This is a genomic window from Clostridium sp. K13 (assembly GCF_019734195.1).
Taxonomy (GTDB): domain Bacteria; phylum Bacillota; class Clostridia; order Clostridiales; family Clostridiaceae; genus Clostridium.
This window is the reverse complement of the sequence record NZ_JAASHM010000012.1, coordinates 17,877-37,985: the sequence shown is the minus strand read 5'-3', so window position 1 is coordinate 37,985 and position 20,109 is coordinate 17,877. Positions and strand designations below refer to the sequence as shown.

Below are 20,109 nucleotides of genomic sequence, written 5' to 3'. Positions count from 1 at the left end.
TTTCAATAAAATTTGTCCGTATTTCTATAAGCTTTATTTTTAGTACGCAAAATTTGCCAATTATTATAATAAAAGAGGTTCTAAATATAAATAAATATATTTAAAACCTCTTTTATAACTATTTTTTTATTTAACTCTTGTTCGATTTACATAAATAACATCCTATTAATGCTGTAATCGGCACCGCTAAAACTATCCCTATGCTACCGGCTAATCCTTGTATAACCTCTGTACCTAATACATCTAAATTTATCATTTTATTATAAGGCATAGATGAAGAATATATTAATATTAAAACACTTAAAGATCCACCTGCAAAAGCTAAAATTAAGGTGTTAGTCATTGTACCAATAATATCTTTACCAATATTCATAGCACTTTTAAATAGCTCCTTAAATGTAACCTTATCATTTATACTATTAATTTCAAATATAGATGATGAAATTGACATAGCTACATCCATTACTGCTCCTAACGAAGCAACTAATATCCCAGTAAACATCAATCCAGTAATCTTTAACCCCGTATCTTCTGCTATATACATTAAACTTTCAGCATCCTCCATAGTAATTCCTGAAAGATAACTTAACTTTCCAAATACATAAGCTATAATTCCTGCAATAACAACACCAGAAACTGTTCCTAATATTGCAGTAAATGTTTTTTTATTCATACCTGAAACTAATAATAATGTAACAGTAATACTTAATATAGCCATTAAAATTCCTGCAATAATAGGACTTACCCCTTTAAGAAGTAATGGCAACATTAAGTATACACAACAAACTAATGTAAAAATTAATGATACTAATGACTTAACTCCTTTAACTCCACCTATTATTATTACTATTAAAGCAAATATTGCAACTAATATATAAATTATATTACTTCTATTATAACTAAATATGGTAAATACATTTTCTCCGTTACTTTCATAACAACCTACAATTACCTTAGTTCCTTCTTTTACTTTTATATTGTAAAGCCTACTTACTGGATTGCCAATTTCATACTCTTGTCCCTTTAATGGTCCATCTTTTAGTTGTACTAATACTGTCTGAAATCCAACTTGAACATTTTCTAAAAATTCATCCTCTTGTAAGTTCTCTTCAAGAACCTCCACTACCTCACCTTTATAATATTCCATTCCCTTATTATACTTATCAGCTAAAAATCCACCTTTAAATATAAACTTTGATAAACTTATCAATATCAAGCTACATATAATCACTCCTACAATTGGAATAATATTCTTCTTTAGATTTTTCATACCTTCCCCCCTAATTTGAAATATACTTACTTTATTTATCTATATTTTATTACATATATTAAAAAAGGTAAATTATTTTATATATTTTTCTATATAATATTCGTATTTTTATTTTATATAATACTTCTCTGTCAAAGCTAATTATATAATTAATTATAATAATCAATTGTAAAATTCATTCTAACTTTATGTTAAACTTATATTTATTTATAGCAAAAGAACACACCCCTAAAGAGGCATGTTCTTTAAACTACTTACTTCTTTTCTTTTTAGATTCCATAAATATTCCACTACCTACTAATAATAATGCTGCTGCTATAACGTAAATACTATTAGTTCCTCCTGTTTTAGGTATTGTAGTAATTATATTATTACTTCCATTACCTTTGTTTCCATTCCCCTTATCTATATTATTTTTATCATCATTTACTACTCCTGAACCTGTTCCACTGCCTGTTCCTGGATTTGGTGTTGGTGTCGGAGTTGGATTTTCATTTGAAGAACCTGGATATTTAATTGAAAATTCTAATTCTACTTCAGTTACATTTCCTGCTCTATCTGTAGCAACTATTTTTAATACATAATTACCTTCAGCCTTTATTTCATTTCCAATATAATCTTCTCCATTTAAAGTCATTACTAACTCTGTATCTTCATCAACTGTTATAATTGGTTTCACTACTTTATCATACTTCATACCATCTATAACACCCTCAACAGTAACTTCTGGAGCAGTTTTATCTATCTCAAAATTATATACTACTTCAGTTTCATTACCTGCTTCATCTACAGCTTTGATTATAAATTCATACTTACCTTCTTCACTTATTGCTGCTTTATCATAATCTTCACCATTTAATTTAATTGAAACTGTTGCTGCTTCTTCTACTTTTATATTTGGTATTACATCTGTATCATATATCTTACCATTTTCTAATCCATTTACTGTTATAATTGGAGCTGTTTTATCTATAGTAAAGTTTATAACTGAGTTATTTTCTACTCCGTTAATACCTATAGCTGTAATTACTAACTGGTAAACTCCTTCTTCAGTTATTTCCTCTAAATCATAAGATTTTCCACTTAAAGTTGCTGTAAATGTAGCATCTTCTGGATTAACTGATATTTCAGGCTTTACATTTTGATTGTAAACTCTATTATTTTCAACACCTTCAATATTTATAGTAGGTATAGTCTTATCTACTTTTACTTTTATTTGTTTAATTGTTTCATGTCCAACTAAATCTACTGCCTTTAATGTTATTATATCCTCATCTACAACAGGAACTTCATATTCAAATTCTCTATAGTTACTTTCTTCATTACTTCCACTTAGTACAACTGTCATTTTCTTTTCACCGTTTAAATATAAAGAATAACCTTCTGACTTATCAGATACTGAACCCTTTACTATAACTGAATCATTAGCTGTAACTAAAACTCCATCTTCCCCAACAATTGGTTCAAAAACATTTAAAGTTGGTGCTGTAATATCACAATATACTTTATGTCCATAATTAGCTATTACTTTACCTGAAATATCTGTTGCATAAAACTTAACAGTATTTTCCCCTTCTTCAAGAGTTACTACTTTAGTGAACTTTCCATTTTCTTTAGTATCTGGCTCTTCTCCATTAATTAATATTTTATCTACCGGTCCAGAGTAAACACCTTCTACTACCAATTCAGTACTATCTAAATAATCTGCATCTGGGAAATTAACTAATTTAACACTTGCTTCACTTTCTCCAACAGCAACATTAAATTCGTCATCACCAATATTGTAAGCATTGTCCATTGTTAAAACTTCTATAGTATTAACAGCATTATCAACTAATGTTAAATCAATAGCAAACTTATCTCCATCAACAACTCCATTTGCTAATGTTTCATCATTTAATACTTCACCATTTACTGCAATAAGTAATTGTTTAAATTACCATTTTCTAATTCACCATCAAAATTTAATTCTAGCTTATAATTTGATGTTTCTGATTTTATATTAGATAGTAAATTAACGTCTATTGCTGTTAAATCAATTTTAACTGGCATAATGAAGTTTTGATAATCAGTATTATCCCCATCAACTTTAGCTTTGTAATTTAAATAATATTGTCCTTCTTCTGCTACTTCTTCACTACCAGTTTGTTTATTATATACTTTACCATCCCAAGCTATATCATTATATACTGATGCTGATGATCCACCTGTACTACTAAGTACTTTCTTTCTAAAATCAACTCCAGCAGAAACATTTTTAGCAATTACGTCTCCATTTTCATCTAATAAGTCAACTGAAATTTCCTTTGCATTTCTTAAGAAATATAAGGCCGGGAAGAATTCATCTCCTAATTCATCCTCATTTGGTGAAATAGCAATTTTATCTGAATCTATGATAACATTTCCTGCTTCATCTCTTCCAACATACCCTGCATAATTATATTCTCCTAAAATTTCTGTTGCTGCAAAACTTGGTGATACTATTACTTCATTATCCCATGCAACTCCATCTATTATAGTTTCTGCACTCCAATCACCATAATACCCCATATAAGGAACTACTAATGATGGTGTATCTTCATCTTCTGCAATAAATTTAATAAATCCTTCTACAAAGTTGTTTGATACAGTTCCTTCTTCTACATTTAATGTAACAGTTATATTAACTGATCCATTAGCAGGAACTGTAACTTTATTACTATCAAATGTTAAGCTTGCACCTTCTAATACTGTATCAAAAGCCATAACTCCAACTATATTTCCACCAATCATAGTAGGAGTAAATGCAGTTAATACATCACCTAATGATTCTACTGTATACTTTTCTTCCTTATCACTATAATTAGTTAAAGTTAACTTAAATGATGTTGTATTTCCTATTTCCTTTAAAGAAACTGTAGCTTGTCCGCTTTCATCAGTAACTAAAACTCTATTCTTTATTGCTTCTTTAGCCTGAATCATTCCTGAACCTTGCCTTCTAGGTGAATATGGAATATTTTCTTCCTCCAAAGCATTTTTTTCAGTTAAAGTTTCTGCAGTATTTATAATTGTCTTCTTAACAAACTCAACTAATTCTCTTCCTTCAAGTTCTATTCCATTATCTTTTAATCCTTGAATAATTAATGCTGTAGCACCTGCAACATGTGGTGAGGACATTGATGTACCACTCATAGAGCCATAACTATTATTATTTAAAGTTGAGTAAATATTTCCACCTGCTGCTGTAATTTGAGGAGCAAACTCTAAATTAGGTGCTGGTCCCCATGATGTAAAATCTGACATTAATGTTGCTTGTGGATTTGCTATATTAACAACCTCTCCTTTAAATGAAATTGTAGCTTCACTTAATGGAGCACCTTTTAAAAGATCTGCATCTTCCTTTGTAATAAATACTACAGGTATTTTAATACTATTATCACTAGCCATATTAATATGAGCTGAATTAGCTACATTATTATAAACAATTACCGCACTTGCCCCAGCAGCTTGTGCATTTATTTGCTTTTCAACAAAAGTAATTTCACCTCTACTTATTAATGCAACTTTTCCGGTTAAATCTTTTCCTTCAAAATCTTCTGGATTACCAAAGCCACAATCTACTAAGCTTAAACTTTTATCTGAAGGAAAAACTTCCATAGGATTAACATCACATTGAGTGTATCCTATTAATTTTGTTTCACTTCCAATATTGGCTTCTAAAGCTGGTAAAGTAATTACAGAGTTTTCACTACTAGCAACTTGTAGTGCATCACTTGCAAGTCCTGGTGAACCAACAACTGCCGTATCACTTACTCCGCTTACTATATAAGGATCTAATGATGTAGCAGAGTTTCCTGCTGAAACTACACAAATAACACCATCATCTGTTGCATTCTTTATAGCAACTTGTTCTGGATCTTCTGCATCTCTATACCCTGCTGTAGAACCTAGAGACATATTTATAATATCAGCATCTAATTCAACTGATGCTTCTAATGCTGCTATTATATCATCTGAAAATGCTCCTTCTATTTCAGGATTATTGGTAAATACTTTCATAGCAAGTACTTGTGCCTCTGGTGCAACACCTTGTACACCTGCATTGTTATTAACTTCCTCTTGTGAAGCATTTGCAGCAACTATCCCTGCAACGTGCATCCCATGCATACTACCACCGATATCTAAAATTTCATCATTTTCATCTGCAAAGTTATATCCATATGGAACTTTATCAGTATAAAACTTTCCTAGTCCTATATTAGTATTTTCTTCATTTAACTTAGCTTTTGATGAATCTGTTAACTTCATATCCTTATGACTTGGATCAATCCCTGTATCTATTACTGATACTACTAATCCTTCACCTTTATATCCATAATCATTCCAAACACTTAAAGCTTCAGTAAATTCTTTAGCGGAGTTTACATCAGGATAATAAATCTTTACTTCTTTAACCCTTGCTACTCCATCAACCTCTTCAATTTTTTCTATATCCTTTCTTTTTACCTCTATAGAAAATCCATTAATAAGATTTCCGAAGGTATGTCTAACTTCTTCTCCAGTTTCATTCATTACTTCTTCTTGAATAGGTATTTGTGCTTCTTTTACCTTCTCAATCAACTCTTCTGTTGGTTGTTCTCCATCCTCTAACATTAAAGTTGCTGGAGTATCATTTAACTCAACTATTACTCTTACTCTTTCTTCTGGATTACCTAATTCATCTAATGTTGAGTTTTCATTATCTACTTCTAATACTTCCACATTTGAAAATTTGTCCCCATTTAAAATTTTACTTTCCAAATTTTCTAATAATGTTTTTCTAGCATTTTTACTTTTCTCTAAAGTATATGCCTTTGCTTCCGTACCTTTGTTTGATGCCAATAATGTTATAGACATAATTGCAGTCATAACAATGGACATAAATTTAAAATTTCTTTTTTTCATCTAATATCCACCTTTTTATTTCAATATATTTATATATATTGTATTTATTGTCTACCTTTTGTTTCTATTCATCAAGTGTTTATCAGTATTTTTCTTATTTTTTTACAATATATTATGTAAACTTCACCACTATATAAACGTTTACTTAACTTTTAGTGAATTAATTTTAATTTTAATTTTAATTTTATTATCATAATAAAAAAATAATGCCAATAAGAAATAATCCTATTGGCATTATAATATTAGCTTATTAAATAATTTAATTTACTTTTTTCTTACCTTTTACTATAAAATATACTCCTCCAGCAACTAATACTAATGCAATAATTACATAGTAAATTGTATTAGTTCCTCCTGTTTGAGGTATATTTCCTGGTTTGTTATTATTATTGTTGCTATTATTACCATTTTGATTTCCACCATCTGGTTTAATATCAACTCCTGGCTTATCGGAATCATCACCATCACCTGGCACTTCAACCTCTTCATCATTTATTACAGTTACCCTTATTTCCTTAGATGTTTCTCTGCCGTTATCATCAACAACTTTATATCTAACCTTATATTCTCCTTCTTTTGATGTATCAACAGTGTTCTCCACAATTTCTAATCTTTCAGTAATATCATTACCTAAAGAATCAATTGCTGTTACTCCATGGAAAGGATTAAAAGTATCACCTAATTTAATAACCTTATCCTCTACATTGATTACTGGAGCTTGAATTTCTTCCCCTTCTCCTAATCTAGTAATTTCTAATTCTAAATCCTTAGTTGCAAAACCTATAGCTTCTGCATTATTGTTAAATATATCAGGATTATTTTTATTTTCTTCAGTTGGTTCAATATGAATTGCTATATTATTTTTACCAACATTTAATTTTACCTCATGTGCAAAGTTACCATTTTCATCAACAGCTACAGCTTCACCATTTATTGTTAAATTAGGATCTAACATTGAATTACCTCTAACAGTAATACTTTCATTTTTAGTATAGCTTCCATTTGAAGGGTCTAAAACAACTACAGGCATATCCTTCCATCTTACCACTTCATTTTCAACTAACATTTTTCCATCACCTTGATTTACAACAGTGATTTTTTCATTTCCACCTTCACCAGTTGTACATCCATACTTACTTTGATTTGCTGCTTTTGGATTTGAGTAATTCATTAATGCTTCTTGATTCCATTCTCCACCTTTAACATACTTATACTCTATTGTTTCACCTTCTAAAACTGAAATAGTATAAGTCCAGTCAGCAGTAACTGCACCATTTCTACTCATTTCCCATGAATTAACGTCCCATCCATTCATTACTCCTGGCATAGTTATAGTTGCATCAAGAGGAGTATATGAAGGTGCATGTAATTTAAATGTTACTTCTACCATTACTAAATCTGGAGTAACAGTAACCTCATTTGATTTAACAGAGTTTCCTCCATTTGTATATGCTATTACTTCATATTTATATTCTGTTTTATTTCTAACATCCGTATCCTTATAAGATACTATAGAACCATCTTGAATTCTTGCAACAACAACTCCATTTCTTACAATTTCATATAAAGTAATATTATTTGTTCCAACAACACTCCAATTTAAATTAACTTCTCCTGATTGTTCCTCTGGAGTTTTAAGTTCTATTGCCTCTGCTGGAATCCCATCTTCAACTGATGATAATTCAAATACTTTCACTTCTGTATAGCTTACTGAATTTTCATCATTAAATCCATAAGTTCCTTTTGTAGTAAATTCATATTTATATTCATATTTTCCAGACTTATTTGCTATAAATGAAGCAGTAAACATATCATTGTTTCCAGCCTCACCAGAGTAATTTGCTTTAACTACTGTAAATTCCTTATCTCCTGGATACTTAACTAATAATCTTCCAACTAAACCTGCTGAAACACCTTCCTCATTAGAAATATTTTCTATGAAAACTTCAGCATTAACATTTATTGGTGTTGAAATATCAACTTTATCTACTTTTACATCACTTAGATTTCCAAACCATGTAATTTTTGAATGAGGAGTTAATTCATCACTCCAAGTTAGAACTGACTCATTTCCCTCTTTATCTATTACACTTACTGCAAAATATAATCTATTACCATTTACTAGCCCATCAATTGTAGCTTCAGTATTTTCTACTGTCTTTACTTCTGTTTTTAAGCTACCCTTAAAGCTTGAATAATAAATTTTATATTCCTTAGCATCTTTTACAGCATCCCATTTTAAAGTTACTTCTCCATTACCTTCTGTACCTGTAACCTTATTAACTGAATCTGGTAATTTTATAACATTAGTGCTTGTCATCATTCTTCCTGTCATTGAAGGAATAGTAATTTCAGCCTTTCCATCTTTTACTGTTACTTTATATGAAGAATCTAATCCATCAATAAATTTTGTGCCATTTCCAGTAAACTCTTTTAAATCTATAGTTACTTTTGCATCAGTATTTGTAGGATTAATAGCAACTATTGCATGTTCATCTTCATAGCTTCTTCCATAAACATACACCCCTTCAGCTCCAGTATATAAAGTTGTTAAATCTCCATAAGAGAATAACTCTTTATTATTTTCTCTAACTGATCCAATAGCCTCATAGAAGCTTACTAATGATTCATCTTCATTTCCCCATGGATAAGTTCTTCTACAATCTGGATCCTTAGAACCTGTAACACTAGCTTCATCTCCATAATAAATAGTAGGTGCTCCTGCATATCCAAATTCAAATAAAGCTGCAAGCTTTAATCTTTGTTTTCCTAAAGCTTTATCATAATCACTAAATTCAGCTCTTTCTTCTGAATCTACTCCGCCACCTAGTACATATATAGCTCTTGCAACGTCATGTGATCCCATTAAATTCATTAATGCATAAAATGCTTCTTCTGGATAATCTTCGTAAACAGCCATTAATGTATCATTTAATCTAGTAGCATTACCATTTTTTAAATAATCAATTAAAGCTGCTCTAATTCTATAGTTCATTACAGAATCATATTGATCACCAACAAAGTACTTTGAAGCATCATCCCATATTTCACCTAAAATAAGTGTGTCTTCATTATGTTCCTTCATAACTTCTCTAAAGTCATTCCAGAAAACAGTATCAACTTCGTTAGCAACATCTAGTCTCCATCCATCTGCTCCCCAATCAATCCATTGTTTAGCCACTGAATCTTCATCTTTATAGATATAATCAACTAATTCTTTATTATTCCATTCACTAGATTTATTAACAAACTCATCACTTGCACTTGCTAATCCTAATTCAATAGCTTCATCTTTAGTTAATGATTTAAATTCTGGTAATGAATCATATCCCCACCAGCCTTGATAATCATATCTTTCATTTGTTGTTCCAACATCAACTTTAGAATTTTTAATATTGAACCATAAGTGCCACTTTTCTTCACTAAATACTTGTCCAGATTTAACAAAATAATCATCAGCTTTAGTCATAGCAGTTTCTTCTGTTAATCCTTCATTATTCATTTTGTCATATACATATTCCCAATATTCATAAGCACCAACAGTATCATATTTACCATATCTATCAAAATAAATTGAATCATCACCTACATGGTTAAATACACCATCAACAATTAAGTGCATTCCTCTACTCTTTAATTCCTTAGTAAATGACTTAAATTCTTCTTCAGTTCCAAACATAGGGTCTAAAGATTTATAATCTGTTGCATCATATTTGTGATTTGATGCTGCCATAGAAATTGGATTTAAATATAATGTATTAACACCTAAGCCTTGTAAATAATCTAATTTTTCTTGAATTCCCTTAATATCTCCACCAAAGAAATCATTTGACCATATTCCATCTCCAGAATATCCACCATCTATATCAGACATATTCTTTTCACCTAATCTAGGATTATCAGGAAGTGAATTCCATGATTCTGGTACTTCAATAGGCTCTTCTCCTCTTGCATTTGTTTTTGCATCATCGTTAGAAGTATTCCCGTTATTGAATCTATCTGGGAATATTTGATATACAACTGCTTCTTTCATCCAATCAGGAGTTTGATAATCTTTATCATAAACTGTTAATTGGAAGAATAGTCCATTCTTGTCTCCAACAGTTCCAGTTTTACCTTCATAACCATCTTCAACGTAATATTTTGCTGTATCTCCATCACCAGCAATAAATTTATATCCATAAACTCCTATTTCATCTGGAGTAAATGTTGCTTCCCATATATCAACCTCTTCTTCATCTACTGTTATAGTAGACACTTTTTCCATATTGTAAAGATCTGATCTGTTAGTATTTGTATTTCTAACTAATACTCTAGCATATTGTAAATCACCCTTTTGAGCATGCATTCTAACTGTTACATCAGTTCCTTCTTCAACTGCTCCAAATGGATATTTGTAAAGACTCTCCCAAGTATTATGGTATAACATATCACCATTAACCTGTCCATCTAAATCAGTTATCTCCTTGGAAGCTACTGGTGAATGATAACTAAATGTTTCTTTACCTTGACCTACGTATATATCTAATGTTCCATCATTAGCTACATGTCTTAAATCAATAAATCTATTACTATCTACATCTTTTTCAGCCCATTCATTGTCTCCTTCTGTTCTCTTAACAATGAAACCTACCTTGTTATCATTAACTAAATTTTCATATACTTTAGTTGCTACTTTTCCGTAGCTATCTTCTGAAGTAAACTCTACTTTTTCTCCTTCTGCTCCTTCTACTGCCTCTAACCATGTCCATAAATTCCAGTTATCATAATCTTTTTTATTTCTTTTATAATGAGTGTTTACAGTAAGATTTTCATAATTCTTTATAAATGCTCTTTGTTCAACACTCTTTGGCTTTTCTTTTTCACCGTAAGTTACAACAATTTCATTATTATCATTATTTAATTCTGAAATTTCATATTTTAAATCCCCAGTTGCTTTATTACTCCAATCTTGACCTTGTTTAACTATAATTCCAAACTCACCTGAATTTACACCTACAGGCAATTCTAATAAAGAATATGCTCCTTCTTTATCTACATAATCAAATTCAACAAATCTTCCACCTTCACCAGGATACCATGTCCAGAATCCCCAGTTTTCGTATTTAGTTTCGTCATCTTTAATGAATCTAACCTTTATAACTTTCTTTTCTTCACCTTTTGGTACAATAACAACTGAATTTCCATTTGCTACTTCAGAATTTAATTGATCTATAAATGCTCCTTCCCAATTATCTCCTGGATTAGGTTTAAATTTATATTCGTAAGTTCCAGGTTCTAACTTAATTGTTGTAGAAAAAATTCCATCTGAATTCTTTTCCATTTTTATTTCTTTTGATGTATTCCACTCAACCATTGAACCTATTAAATATAAAGCTTCACCTTCATATTCAGCTCTAAATGTTACAGTACCATCATCATTAATTTGTGGGCTTTTTAATGCTGATTCACCTTCAACCACAAGTATGGCATTAGAAGTAAAATTCCCTTCTTTTTCATGCTCTGGATTTAAAGGATCACCTTTCCAATCTCCCCATTCTTGATCTACAGTATCTGGAGACCATGTTACTATACCATATTGATAATTTCCTGGTGCTATATCCATAGTTACTGACCAAATATTTGAGCTACTTTCATTAGTCATTTCATGTAAAACACCCCAATCCTTATCAAATGAACCTTTAACAGCCACTCTAGTTTCTGTTCCATTACCTAAGTAATATAATGTAACCTTCTCATTGCTTATTTGTGGGTTAACCACTACAGCTGGATTATTACCTTTTTTATATGTGTTTAACGGGTCACCCTTCCAATCTCCCAACTCTTGTTCCGTAGTATCTGGAGACCATGTTACAATTCCATATTCATTTATTCCTGATATTCCTTCTACAGTGGTTGTCCAAATATTATTTTCCCCTTTTGCCATATCAATTGTATTCCAACCACTAAACTCTCCTTTTACTTTAACAGCATCTTCTGTCCCATTCCCTTGATAATTAAACGTAACTGTTCCATCACTATTAATTACAGGGCTTTTTAATACAGTTTCCGCAAAAGCACTAACAGCATTGCTAGGAAACGGTACCAAACTTAGACAAAAGAACACTAAGGTCATTATTGATACTTGCCATTTGTACTTTAGAACTCCATTTTTCTTCATAAAATCTCCTCCCTATTTTCAATTTAAAAATAGCCTAATATACCCTTTTAATTTTCAGAAATCGTTACCATTAAATTTTAAATTAGTCTATTTCTAAATCCACTTTACATTATTATTGTAAATCATTACGATAACTATTTCTATATTTTTTTATTTTTTGGATATTATTACAAAATATCTTAATTCTATTTATTACCTGACTTTTTTATAGTATAATTATTAGTTAAACATAAAAAGATTGTATAAAACTGTTATGAATATATTTGTTATATTCATAATTATGTTTTATACAACCTCTTTTTAGTCTCTTCCTAAATTAATTCCTAACATCCCAGAAAGAATACCAACTAAAGCACAAAGTGAAAATTTAATCAAATCATATAGCCCTAAAGTAGCCTCTGCTCCAAATAAAACTCCTATTGCATATAAAGCTATGTAAAATAATACTCCAACTGAAAGTCCTATTAACCACCCTTTTCTTCCATATAGCTTAGCTGCTAATATTGTTCCAAATATTAAACTAATACTTGTTAAACCAACATTAATAGCACTATCTACACCTGAGCTAAAATCTATAAAGTTCATAATCAATGAATAGATAGCAGTTAATATAGTAGCTACTGCAACTGCTCCAACAACTCCCTTTAGAACATTGTTAAAATAATCTTTCCACTCCATAAAAATACCCCCTTTTACTTCATTCTATGAAGTAAAAAGGGGTAATATTCTTTATTATGCAACGTCTTTATTTAATTTTTGAGCTATTGAGTTTTTAGTCACTCTAAATCTAACTCTATCTGGACCTGATTGGATAACCATTTGATCTTCTTCAATTGTTATGATTTTCCCAATGATTCCACCTCTAGTTAAAACTTCATCATTTACTTTTAACTCTGATAACATTGAATTATATTTCTTAGTTCTTTTCTTTTCTGGTAAAATTAATAAGAAATACATAATTGCAAACATCGCAACTAAAGGTAATAATGTAGCTAATAATTGTGGCATTAAAATCCCTTCCCTTCTCATTTATGTAAAAAACAATACATTATAATTTTTACTAGTCATTAAATATGATACTTTATTTAAATTTATATGTCAATTCTATGACTACTCTATATGCTAAACTTTAATAGTTTATTCATAAAACTATTTTTAAAATTTTATTTTTTTATATTCCATTCTCTAAGCTTTTGCTCTTTAAACTCACTATAAGTTCCATTATCAATGGCAGTTCTTATGTCTTCCATTAACTTATTATAGAAGTAAAGATTATGTAATACACATAGTCTTAATGCAAGCATTTCTTTTGCTTTAAATAAATGTCTAATATAACTTCTTGTATAGTGTTTGCATGCAGGACATTGACATCCTTCATCTATTGGTCTTTCATCTAATTCAAACTTAGCATTCATTAAGTTTATTTTACCTTGACCTGTAAATACATGACCATGTCTACCATTTCTAGCTGGAAGAACACAATCAAAGAAGTCAACACCTCTATCTACAGCTTCTATTATATTTTCTGGAGTACCAACTCCCATTAAATATATTGGCTTATCTTCTGGTAGGTGTGGAACAACTGCATCAATAATTCTATACATTTCTTCATGAGTTTCTCCAACTGCTAAACCACCAATAGCATATCCATCCATATCTAATGTTGCTAAATGCTTAGCATGCTCAATTCTTATATCTTCATAACATCCACCTTGGTTAATACCAAAAAGCATTTGTTCTTTATTTATTGTATCTGGTAATGAATTTAATCTATTCATTTCAGCGATACATCTATCTAACCATCTATTTGTTCTTGCAACTGAATTTATTACATATTCTCTAGTTGATGGATTTGGTATACATTCATCAAAAGCCATTGCTATAGTTGATGCTAAATTACTTTGAATTTGCATTGATTCTTCTGGCCCCATGAATATTTTCTTACCATCTATATGTGAGTTAAAATAAACTCCTTCTTCTTTGATTTTTCTCATTGATGATAATGAGAATACTTGGAATCCGCCTGAATCTGTTAATATAGGTCTATCCCAATTCATAAACTTATGTAATCCACCCATTTTAGCAACTACTTTATCAGATGGTCTTAAATGTAAGTGATATGTATTTGAAAGTTCAACTTGACATCCTATTTCTTTTAAGTCCATTGAAGAAACTCCACCTTTAATTGCAGCTAAAGTTCCAACATTCATAAATACTGGTGTTTCAATAGTTCCATGAGGTGTTTCAAATCTACCTCTTCTTGCTTTACCGTCTTTTTTTAACAGCGTATATCTTTTACTCAAAACTTCACGTCCTTTTAACTCATGTTTTTTATTATTTTATTATCATTGAATCTCCAAAAGAGAAGAATCTATATCTTTCTTTTACAGCTTCATTATAAGCATTCATTACTTTTTCTTTTCCTGCTAAAGCAGAAACTAACATTATTAATGTTGACTCTGGTAAATGGAAGTTAGTTATAAGCTTATCAACTACTTTAAATTTATATCCTGGATAAATAAATATATTAGTCCATCCACTTTGTGCCTTTACAAAACCATTCTCATCACCAATTGTTTCTAAAGTTCTTGTAGAAGTCGTTCCAACAGAGATAATCTTATTTCCTCTTTTTTTTGTTTCATTAATTATCTTTGCATCCTCTTCTTCTAAATGATAAAATTCAGAATGCATAACATGTTCATTTACGTCATCTACTTTAACTGGTCTAAATGTTCCAAGCCCTACATGTAATGTAACATAAGCAATATTTACACCTTTTTCTTTTACTTTTTCTAAAAGCTCTTTTGTAAAGTGTAATCCTGCTGTTGGAGCTGCTGCAGAACCTTGTTCCTTAGAATAAACTGTTTGATATCTTTCTCTATCATCTAGTCTTTCTGTTATGTATGGTGGAAGTGGCATTTCTCCAAGTTCATCTAAAACTTGTTCAAATATTCCTTCATAAGAAAATTCTATTATTCTATTTCCTTCTTCAACAATATCTACAACCTTACACTTTAATTTACCTTCTCCAAAAGTAAATTCAGTTCCTATTTTAGCTCTTTTTCCTGGTTTAGCTAAACACTCCCACTTATCTCCTTCTATTCTTTTTAGAAGTAAAAACTCAATTTTCCCTCCGCTTTCTGACTTTTCTCCTATAAGTCTAGCAGGCATTACTCTAGTATTATTTAAAACTAATGTATCTCCTGAATTTAAATATTCTATAACATCATAAAAATGTTTATGTTCTATTTCTCCAGTAGCCTTATCTAAAACCATTAATCTAGAATAATCTCTCTTCTCTAATGGATGTTGAGCTATAAGCTCCTCTGGTAAGTAAAAATCAAAATCACTTGTTTTCATTATATATCTCCTAACTTTCAAAAAAACTTGTTTGTCTTTTTGTAACTTTTTTACCTCTTTCTCTTCCTAAATGACTATATGCCTTATCTGTTGCTGTTCTTCCTCTAGCTGTTCTAACAATAAATCCTTTTTGAAGAAGATAAGGTTCGTAAACATCTTCTATTGTTCCTAGCTCTTCACCAATAAAATAAGATAATGTTTCAATACCTACAGGCCCCCCGTTAAAATTGTCGATAATAGCTTCTAATATTTTATTATCAACTCTATCAAAGCCTTGAGCATCTACTTCTAAAAGTTCAAGAGCAGCCTTTGCTTCTTTATAACTAATTAAAGAATCTGAATATACTTCAGCATAGTCTCTAACTCTCTTTAATAATCTATTAGCAATTCTTGGTGTACCTCTAGAACGTCTTGCAATTTCATATGCACCTTCTTCAGTTATATTACACCCTAGTACAAATGCAGAACGTACAATTATTTCTTTTAATTGCTCTTCTGTATAATATACCATATCACAAAGAACACCAAATCTATCCCTTAATGGAGAAGTTAGCATACCAATCCTAGTTGTAGCTCCAATTAAAGTAAAATGTGGCAAATCTAATCTAATAGATTTAGCTGCTGCTCCTTTTCCTATAACTATATCTAAAGCATAATCCTCCATTGCTGGATATAATATTTCTTCAACACTTCTATTTAATCTATGAATTTCATCAATAAATAAAACATCATTATCTTTTAATGTTGTTAATATTGCAGCCAAATCACCTGCTCTTTCTATTGCTGGACCTGAAGTAATCTTTAAATCTCCACCCATTTCTTTTGCAATTATATTTGCTAATGTAGTTTTACCTAAACCTGGTGGTCCATATAATAATACATGATCTAGTGCTTCATTTCTTCTTTTAGCTGCCGTAATAAAAATATTAAGCCTTTCTTTAACTTTATCTTGACCTATATATTCATTAATTTTTTGAGGTCTTAAACTTAATTCATTGTTTCCATCTTCCAGAATCTCATCTGGCGTGATAATTCTCTCCAAAATCTATCACCTCTATCCCATTAATACTCTTAAACATTCCTTAATAATATTTTCTACAGTTTCTTCTCTATTTACTTTCTTTAGCGCACTTTCTGCTTCCTTTTCTGAATATCCAAGTGATAATAATGCTCCAAGTGCTTCACCTATTGCATTTGCATTGCTTGGTGCCATATCTTCAAATCCTTGCTGAATATCAACACCTTCTGAAACTTCATCTGTTTTAATCTTATCTTTAAGTTCTAATATTATTCTTCCTGCAGTTTTCTTACCAATTCCAGGTGCTCTGCAAAGATGTTTATCATCTTCCATAATTATTGCATATTTTAAATTGTTTATCCTACTTATTGATAATAAAGATAAAGCAGCCTTTGCACCTACTCCACTTATTGAAATAAGAAGTTTAAACATTTCTAATTCTTCTCTGTCTTTAAATCCATATAATCCAATAAAGTCTTCTCTTACTATTTGTTCTAGGTATAATTGTACTTCTTCAGATACCTTAGGCATTTCTGCCATTGTTGCTCCTGAAGTAAAAATCTTATATCCTATCCCATTATTCTCTATAATAACATAATCCTTGTTAATTCCAATATATTTTCCCTTAATATATTCGTACATTTTCATCCCCCTTAATCTAATTATTAATTAGATTATATTTGTGCTTTCCTAATTAAGTTTTATATTTAAAACTGTACATTAACACAATTACTTCTTTAGTCTACCTTATACTTTATCATTTAAACTTAAATTTTTCAACAATAAAGAGTTATGCTATTCCTATAATATATAAATAGCATAACTCTTTTCTCTTTACACTGTTATTGACCTGTAATTGGATCTCCATAAGGTTCCATAATATCAATAGAATCTGCATTAGTAAATATATTATCTATTGCATAATCAAAGGTATTTATTTCATTAGGCTTGTATAATAGTTTCGAAATCAAATCTTCTTTTTCATCTTGAAAAATAAATTCACCTTGTATCTTTTCTATTATTTCTCTTGTGTTATATAGCCTACATTCTCCTTCTTCTACTCCTATTTTATAGCAAATTACATCAGCGATATCATCAAAATCTTCTGTTAAATCTTCATATGCGCCAACTACATCATTATTTCTTGTCCTGAAATAATAGTAGTTATTAATATATGCTTTTGCTGTTTCTTCATCATTAAAACCTTTTATGTTTCCACTAGGCATAACTAATAAATATTCAAAATTTGGCATAATACTCATATATCTTCGCCTCCTTAGTTGCTTTCCTTAATATTTTCTCCTCTTATGTGCAATGTTATACAAGCATCTATTTTCCTATAATGAAAGAGATTATAAATAAAAACCAAATTCTATTTATAATCTCTTCATGTAAAATTATATATAATTTAAGGGTATATTTTAAAAATCACTTTAAAAAGTGATTATATGGGATAAGCATTATGAAATATATGCAGTTAACTTTTCAATTGCTTCATCTTTTGTATCATAATAATTTTTCATTTTTTTAATTTCATCTAAATCTTCACCTTTTAAAAAACTAATAGGTCTACTATTTCTATATACATCATCTTCATTTTCAATTGTTAGTTTTCCATCTGCATCTGTTTTATAAATTGCAAAATAACCATCTTTTTCACCTATATAATATTTATTAGGTTGTAATACATTAGTTGTTCCATCCTTATTAAAAACTACCTTTTCATCTTGTAATTCTTCTAAATTATATCCATTTGCTTCGAAAAAATTCACAATAAACTGTTGGCTAATTTCGCTTGTAATAAAATTTTCTTTTTTAAATTCAGAAATACTTTGCTCTTTTTCAACAATACCTTCATTCATTAGAATAAGAATCATATTATCATCTAACGCCTTAGTATTGTTGTATACTGTTTTTTCTTCTTCAGCATTATTATTAACATATTTAGGATTAGTTAATCTATCAGTTATAAAATAGGTAGCAAAAAAACAACCTACAATAGCAAAAACAATTATTCCTGAAATTATTGCCAATTTCTTATTTATATATTTATCTTCATTATTTTCAAACTTACTATTCATAAACATCACTCCTTAGCTATAATTCTTGACAGCTTTACAAATGATATTCATAATTTTAAAAAATTTTTATAAAAAAAATAAAAGCTCATATTGAGCTTTTACCATTCAATTGTTAATATACTATAATCCTCTTTTTTAAGAGATATTCTATATCCTTCTAATAATAACCAGCTTACTAATTGTCTTTGAATTTCTTCACTTTCGTCATCCATGGCAAGGATTGCACTAATTTTATTTACTCCCATATTTTTTCCCATATCAATATTCTCTTGTATCTTATTTTTATGACTTTCCAATTTTTCTTTTAATTCATCACTTAAAAATTCCACAAAAACTCCCCCTTTATACAATAAAATCTCCTCTATTATTAAATATTAACTTTTTAACTCCATCTATATATTATTTTATTTTGAATTTAATAAAATAAATCTCTTACTATATTATGATTAATATTAATAGTTCACCACAAAAAATAAAAATTATTTATTTTTTTATTTTATTATAAATTTATTCCTCTTGATTTATACTATAATATTGAGTATAATCTATGTTTGTAATATAGACAGTTCGGGAACCTCCTGTCTTTAAACAAAACTAGGTAAAAGTTTATACTTAAAATAATAGCTAAGAATTAGTAATTATTTTAGTAGTTTTAATTTAAAATTTATTTTAATAGGTTTTCTCCGTAAAACTACTAACTTATAACTACTAGCTCCTAACTATTATTAGCCTTAGGTTCCTAATATTTTTTATTAGGAGGTTTTTCAAAATGAAAAATGATTTAACTAAAAGACTTACTAGAACTGCAATCATTGCAGCTATCTATGCAGTTGTAACTGTGGCAATTGCCCCTTTATCTTACATGGGAGTTCAATTTAGAATTTCTGAAATTTTAGTTTTACTAGCTGTTTTTGATCCATTATATATAGGTGGATTAACACTTGGATGTTTAATTGCTAATTTATTAGGTCCTAATGGTCCTCTAGATGTGATATTAGGAACACTAGCAACTTTCATTAGTGTTTATGCTATTTATTTAACTGGTAAGATAGTAAAGAATTACAGAGCTAAGCTTCTTATAGCATCTATTTGGCCTACACTATTTAACGGACTTATAATTGGTTGGATGCTAAATATGTTATATGGCTTCCCACTAGTTTTATCTATGGGACAAGTTGCATTAGGGGAATTAGTTGTAATTACTTGCATAGGAGTTCCTTTATTCCTGTTAGCAGGTTCTAGATTTAAAAACGCAATGACATTTAAATAGTTATTTAGGACAACATTAGGTTGTCCT

14 protein-coding genes are annotated in these 20,109 nt (G+C 29.6%); 1 reads left to right on the top strand and 13 read right to left on the bottom strand.

Annotated features, from left to right (window positions below):
• Positions 1-130 precede the first annotated feature (130 nt).
• The 13 genes from HCG76_RS08855 to HCG76_RS08795 all read right to left on the bottom strand — a co-directional run bounded on the left by HCG76_RS08855 (position 131) and on the right by HCG76_RS08795 (position 19,141).
• Positions 131-1,270, bottom strand: coding sequence for a YibE/F family protein (locus HCG76_RS08855; protein WP_221700005.1), 1,140 nt, complete (start codon positions 1,268-1,270; stop codon positions 131-133).
• Positions 1,271-1,520: 250 nt separating this feature from the next.
• Positions 1,521-3,068 (bottom strand): LPXTG cell wall anchor domain-containing protein, encoded by a 1,548-nt coding sequence (locus tag HCG76_RS08850; RefSeq protein WP_221700006.1) that lies wholly within the window; start codon positions 3,066-3,068, stop codon positions 1,521-1,523.
• 113 nt (positions 3,069-3,181) lie between these two features.
• Complete coding sequence (locus HCG76_RS08845; RefSeq protein WP_221700007.1) at positions 3,182-6,193, bottom strand: S8 family serine peptidase; 3,012 nt, start codon at positions 6,191-6,193, stop codon at positions 3,182-3,184.
• Between the two features lie 259 nt (positions 6,194-6,452).
• Positions 6,453-12,353 (bottom strand): alpha-amylase family glycosyl hydrolase, encoded by a 5,901-nt coding sequence (locus HCG76_RS08840; protein WP_221700008.1) that lies wholly within the window; start codon positions 12,351-12,353, stop codon positions 6,453-6,455.
• Positions 12,354-12,653: 300 nt separating this feature from the next.
• On the bottom strand, positions 12,654-13,031 hold the full coding sequence (locus tag HCG76_RS08835; protein ID WP_221700009.1) for a TIGR04086 family membrane protein: 378 nt from the start codon (positions 13,029-13,031) through the stop codon (positions 12,654-12,656).
• A gap of 54 nt (positions 13,032-13,085) precedes the next feature.
• Entirely contained in the window at positions 13,086-13,361 is a 276-nt protein-coding gene (yajC, locus tag HCG76_RS08830; RefSeq protein ID WP_195987633.1) for a preprotein translocase subunit YajC, read from the bottom strand.
• 155 nt (positions 13,362-13,516) lie between these two features.
• Positions 13,517-14,656, bottom strand: coding sequence for a tRNA guanosine(34) transglycosylase Tgt (gene tgt, locus HCG76_RS08825; RefSeq protein ID WP_221700010.1), 1,140 nt, complete (start codon positions 14,654-14,656; stop codon positions 13,517-13,519).
• A gap of 31 nt (positions 14,657-14,687) precedes the next feature.
• Positions 14,688-15,713 carry a tRNA preQ1(34) S-adenosylmethionine ribosyltransferase-isomerase QueA gene (gene queA, locus HCG76_RS08820; protein ID WP_221700011.1) on the bottom strand — a complete coding sequence of 342 codons (1,026 nt, stop codon included), beginning with the start codon at positions 15,711-15,713 and terminating at the stop codon, positions 14,688-14,690.
• Positions 15,714-15,723: 10 nt separating this feature from the next.
• On the bottom strand, positions 15,724-16,755 hold the full coding sequence (ruvB, locus tag HCG76_RS08815; RefSeq protein ID WP_221700012.1) for a Holliday junction branch migration DNA helicase RuvB: 1,032 nt from the start codon (positions 16,753-16,755) through the stop codon (positions 15,724-15,726).
• A gap of 12 nt (positions 16,756-16,767) precedes the next feature.
• Positions 16,768-17,373 carry a Holliday junction branch migration protein RuvA gene (gene ruvA, locus HCG76_RS08810; protein WP_221700013.1) on the bottom strand — a complete coding sequence of 202 codons (606 nt, stop codon included), beginning with the start codon at positions 17,371-17,373 and terminating at the stop codon, positions 16,768-16,770.
• Between the two features lie 200 nt (positions 17,374-17,573).
• Positions 17,574-17,993: a hypothetical protein gene (locus HCG76_RS08805; protein ID WP_221700014.1), complete on the bottom strand. Its 420-nt coding sequence runs from the start codon at positions 17,991-17,993 to the stop codon at positions 17,574-17,576.
• 198 nt (positions 17,994-18,191) lie between these two features.
• The gene (locus HCG76_RS08800) at positions 18,192-18,812 is read right to left on the bottom strand and encodes a hypothetical protein (protein WP_221700015.1); all 621 of its coding nucleotides are present in this window, start codon (positions 18,810-18,812) and stop codon (positions 18,192-18,194) included.
• Positions 18,813-18,910: 98 nt separating this feature from the next.
• Entirely contained in the window at positions 18,911-19,141 is a 231-nt protein-coding gene (locus HCG76_RS08795; RefSeq protein WP_221700031.1) for a hypothetical protein, read from the bottom strand.
• Between the two features lie 440 nt (positions 19,142-19,581).
• Between HCG76_RS08795 and HCG76_RS08790 the strand changes: the two genes are divergently transcribed.
• Positions 19,582-20,082: a QueT transporter family protein gene (locus HCG76_RS08790; protein WP_221700016.1), complete on the top strand. Its 501-nt coding sequence runs from the start codon at positions 19,582-19,584 to the stop codon at positions 20,080-20,082.
• Positions 20,083-20,109 lie beyond the last annotated feature (27 nt).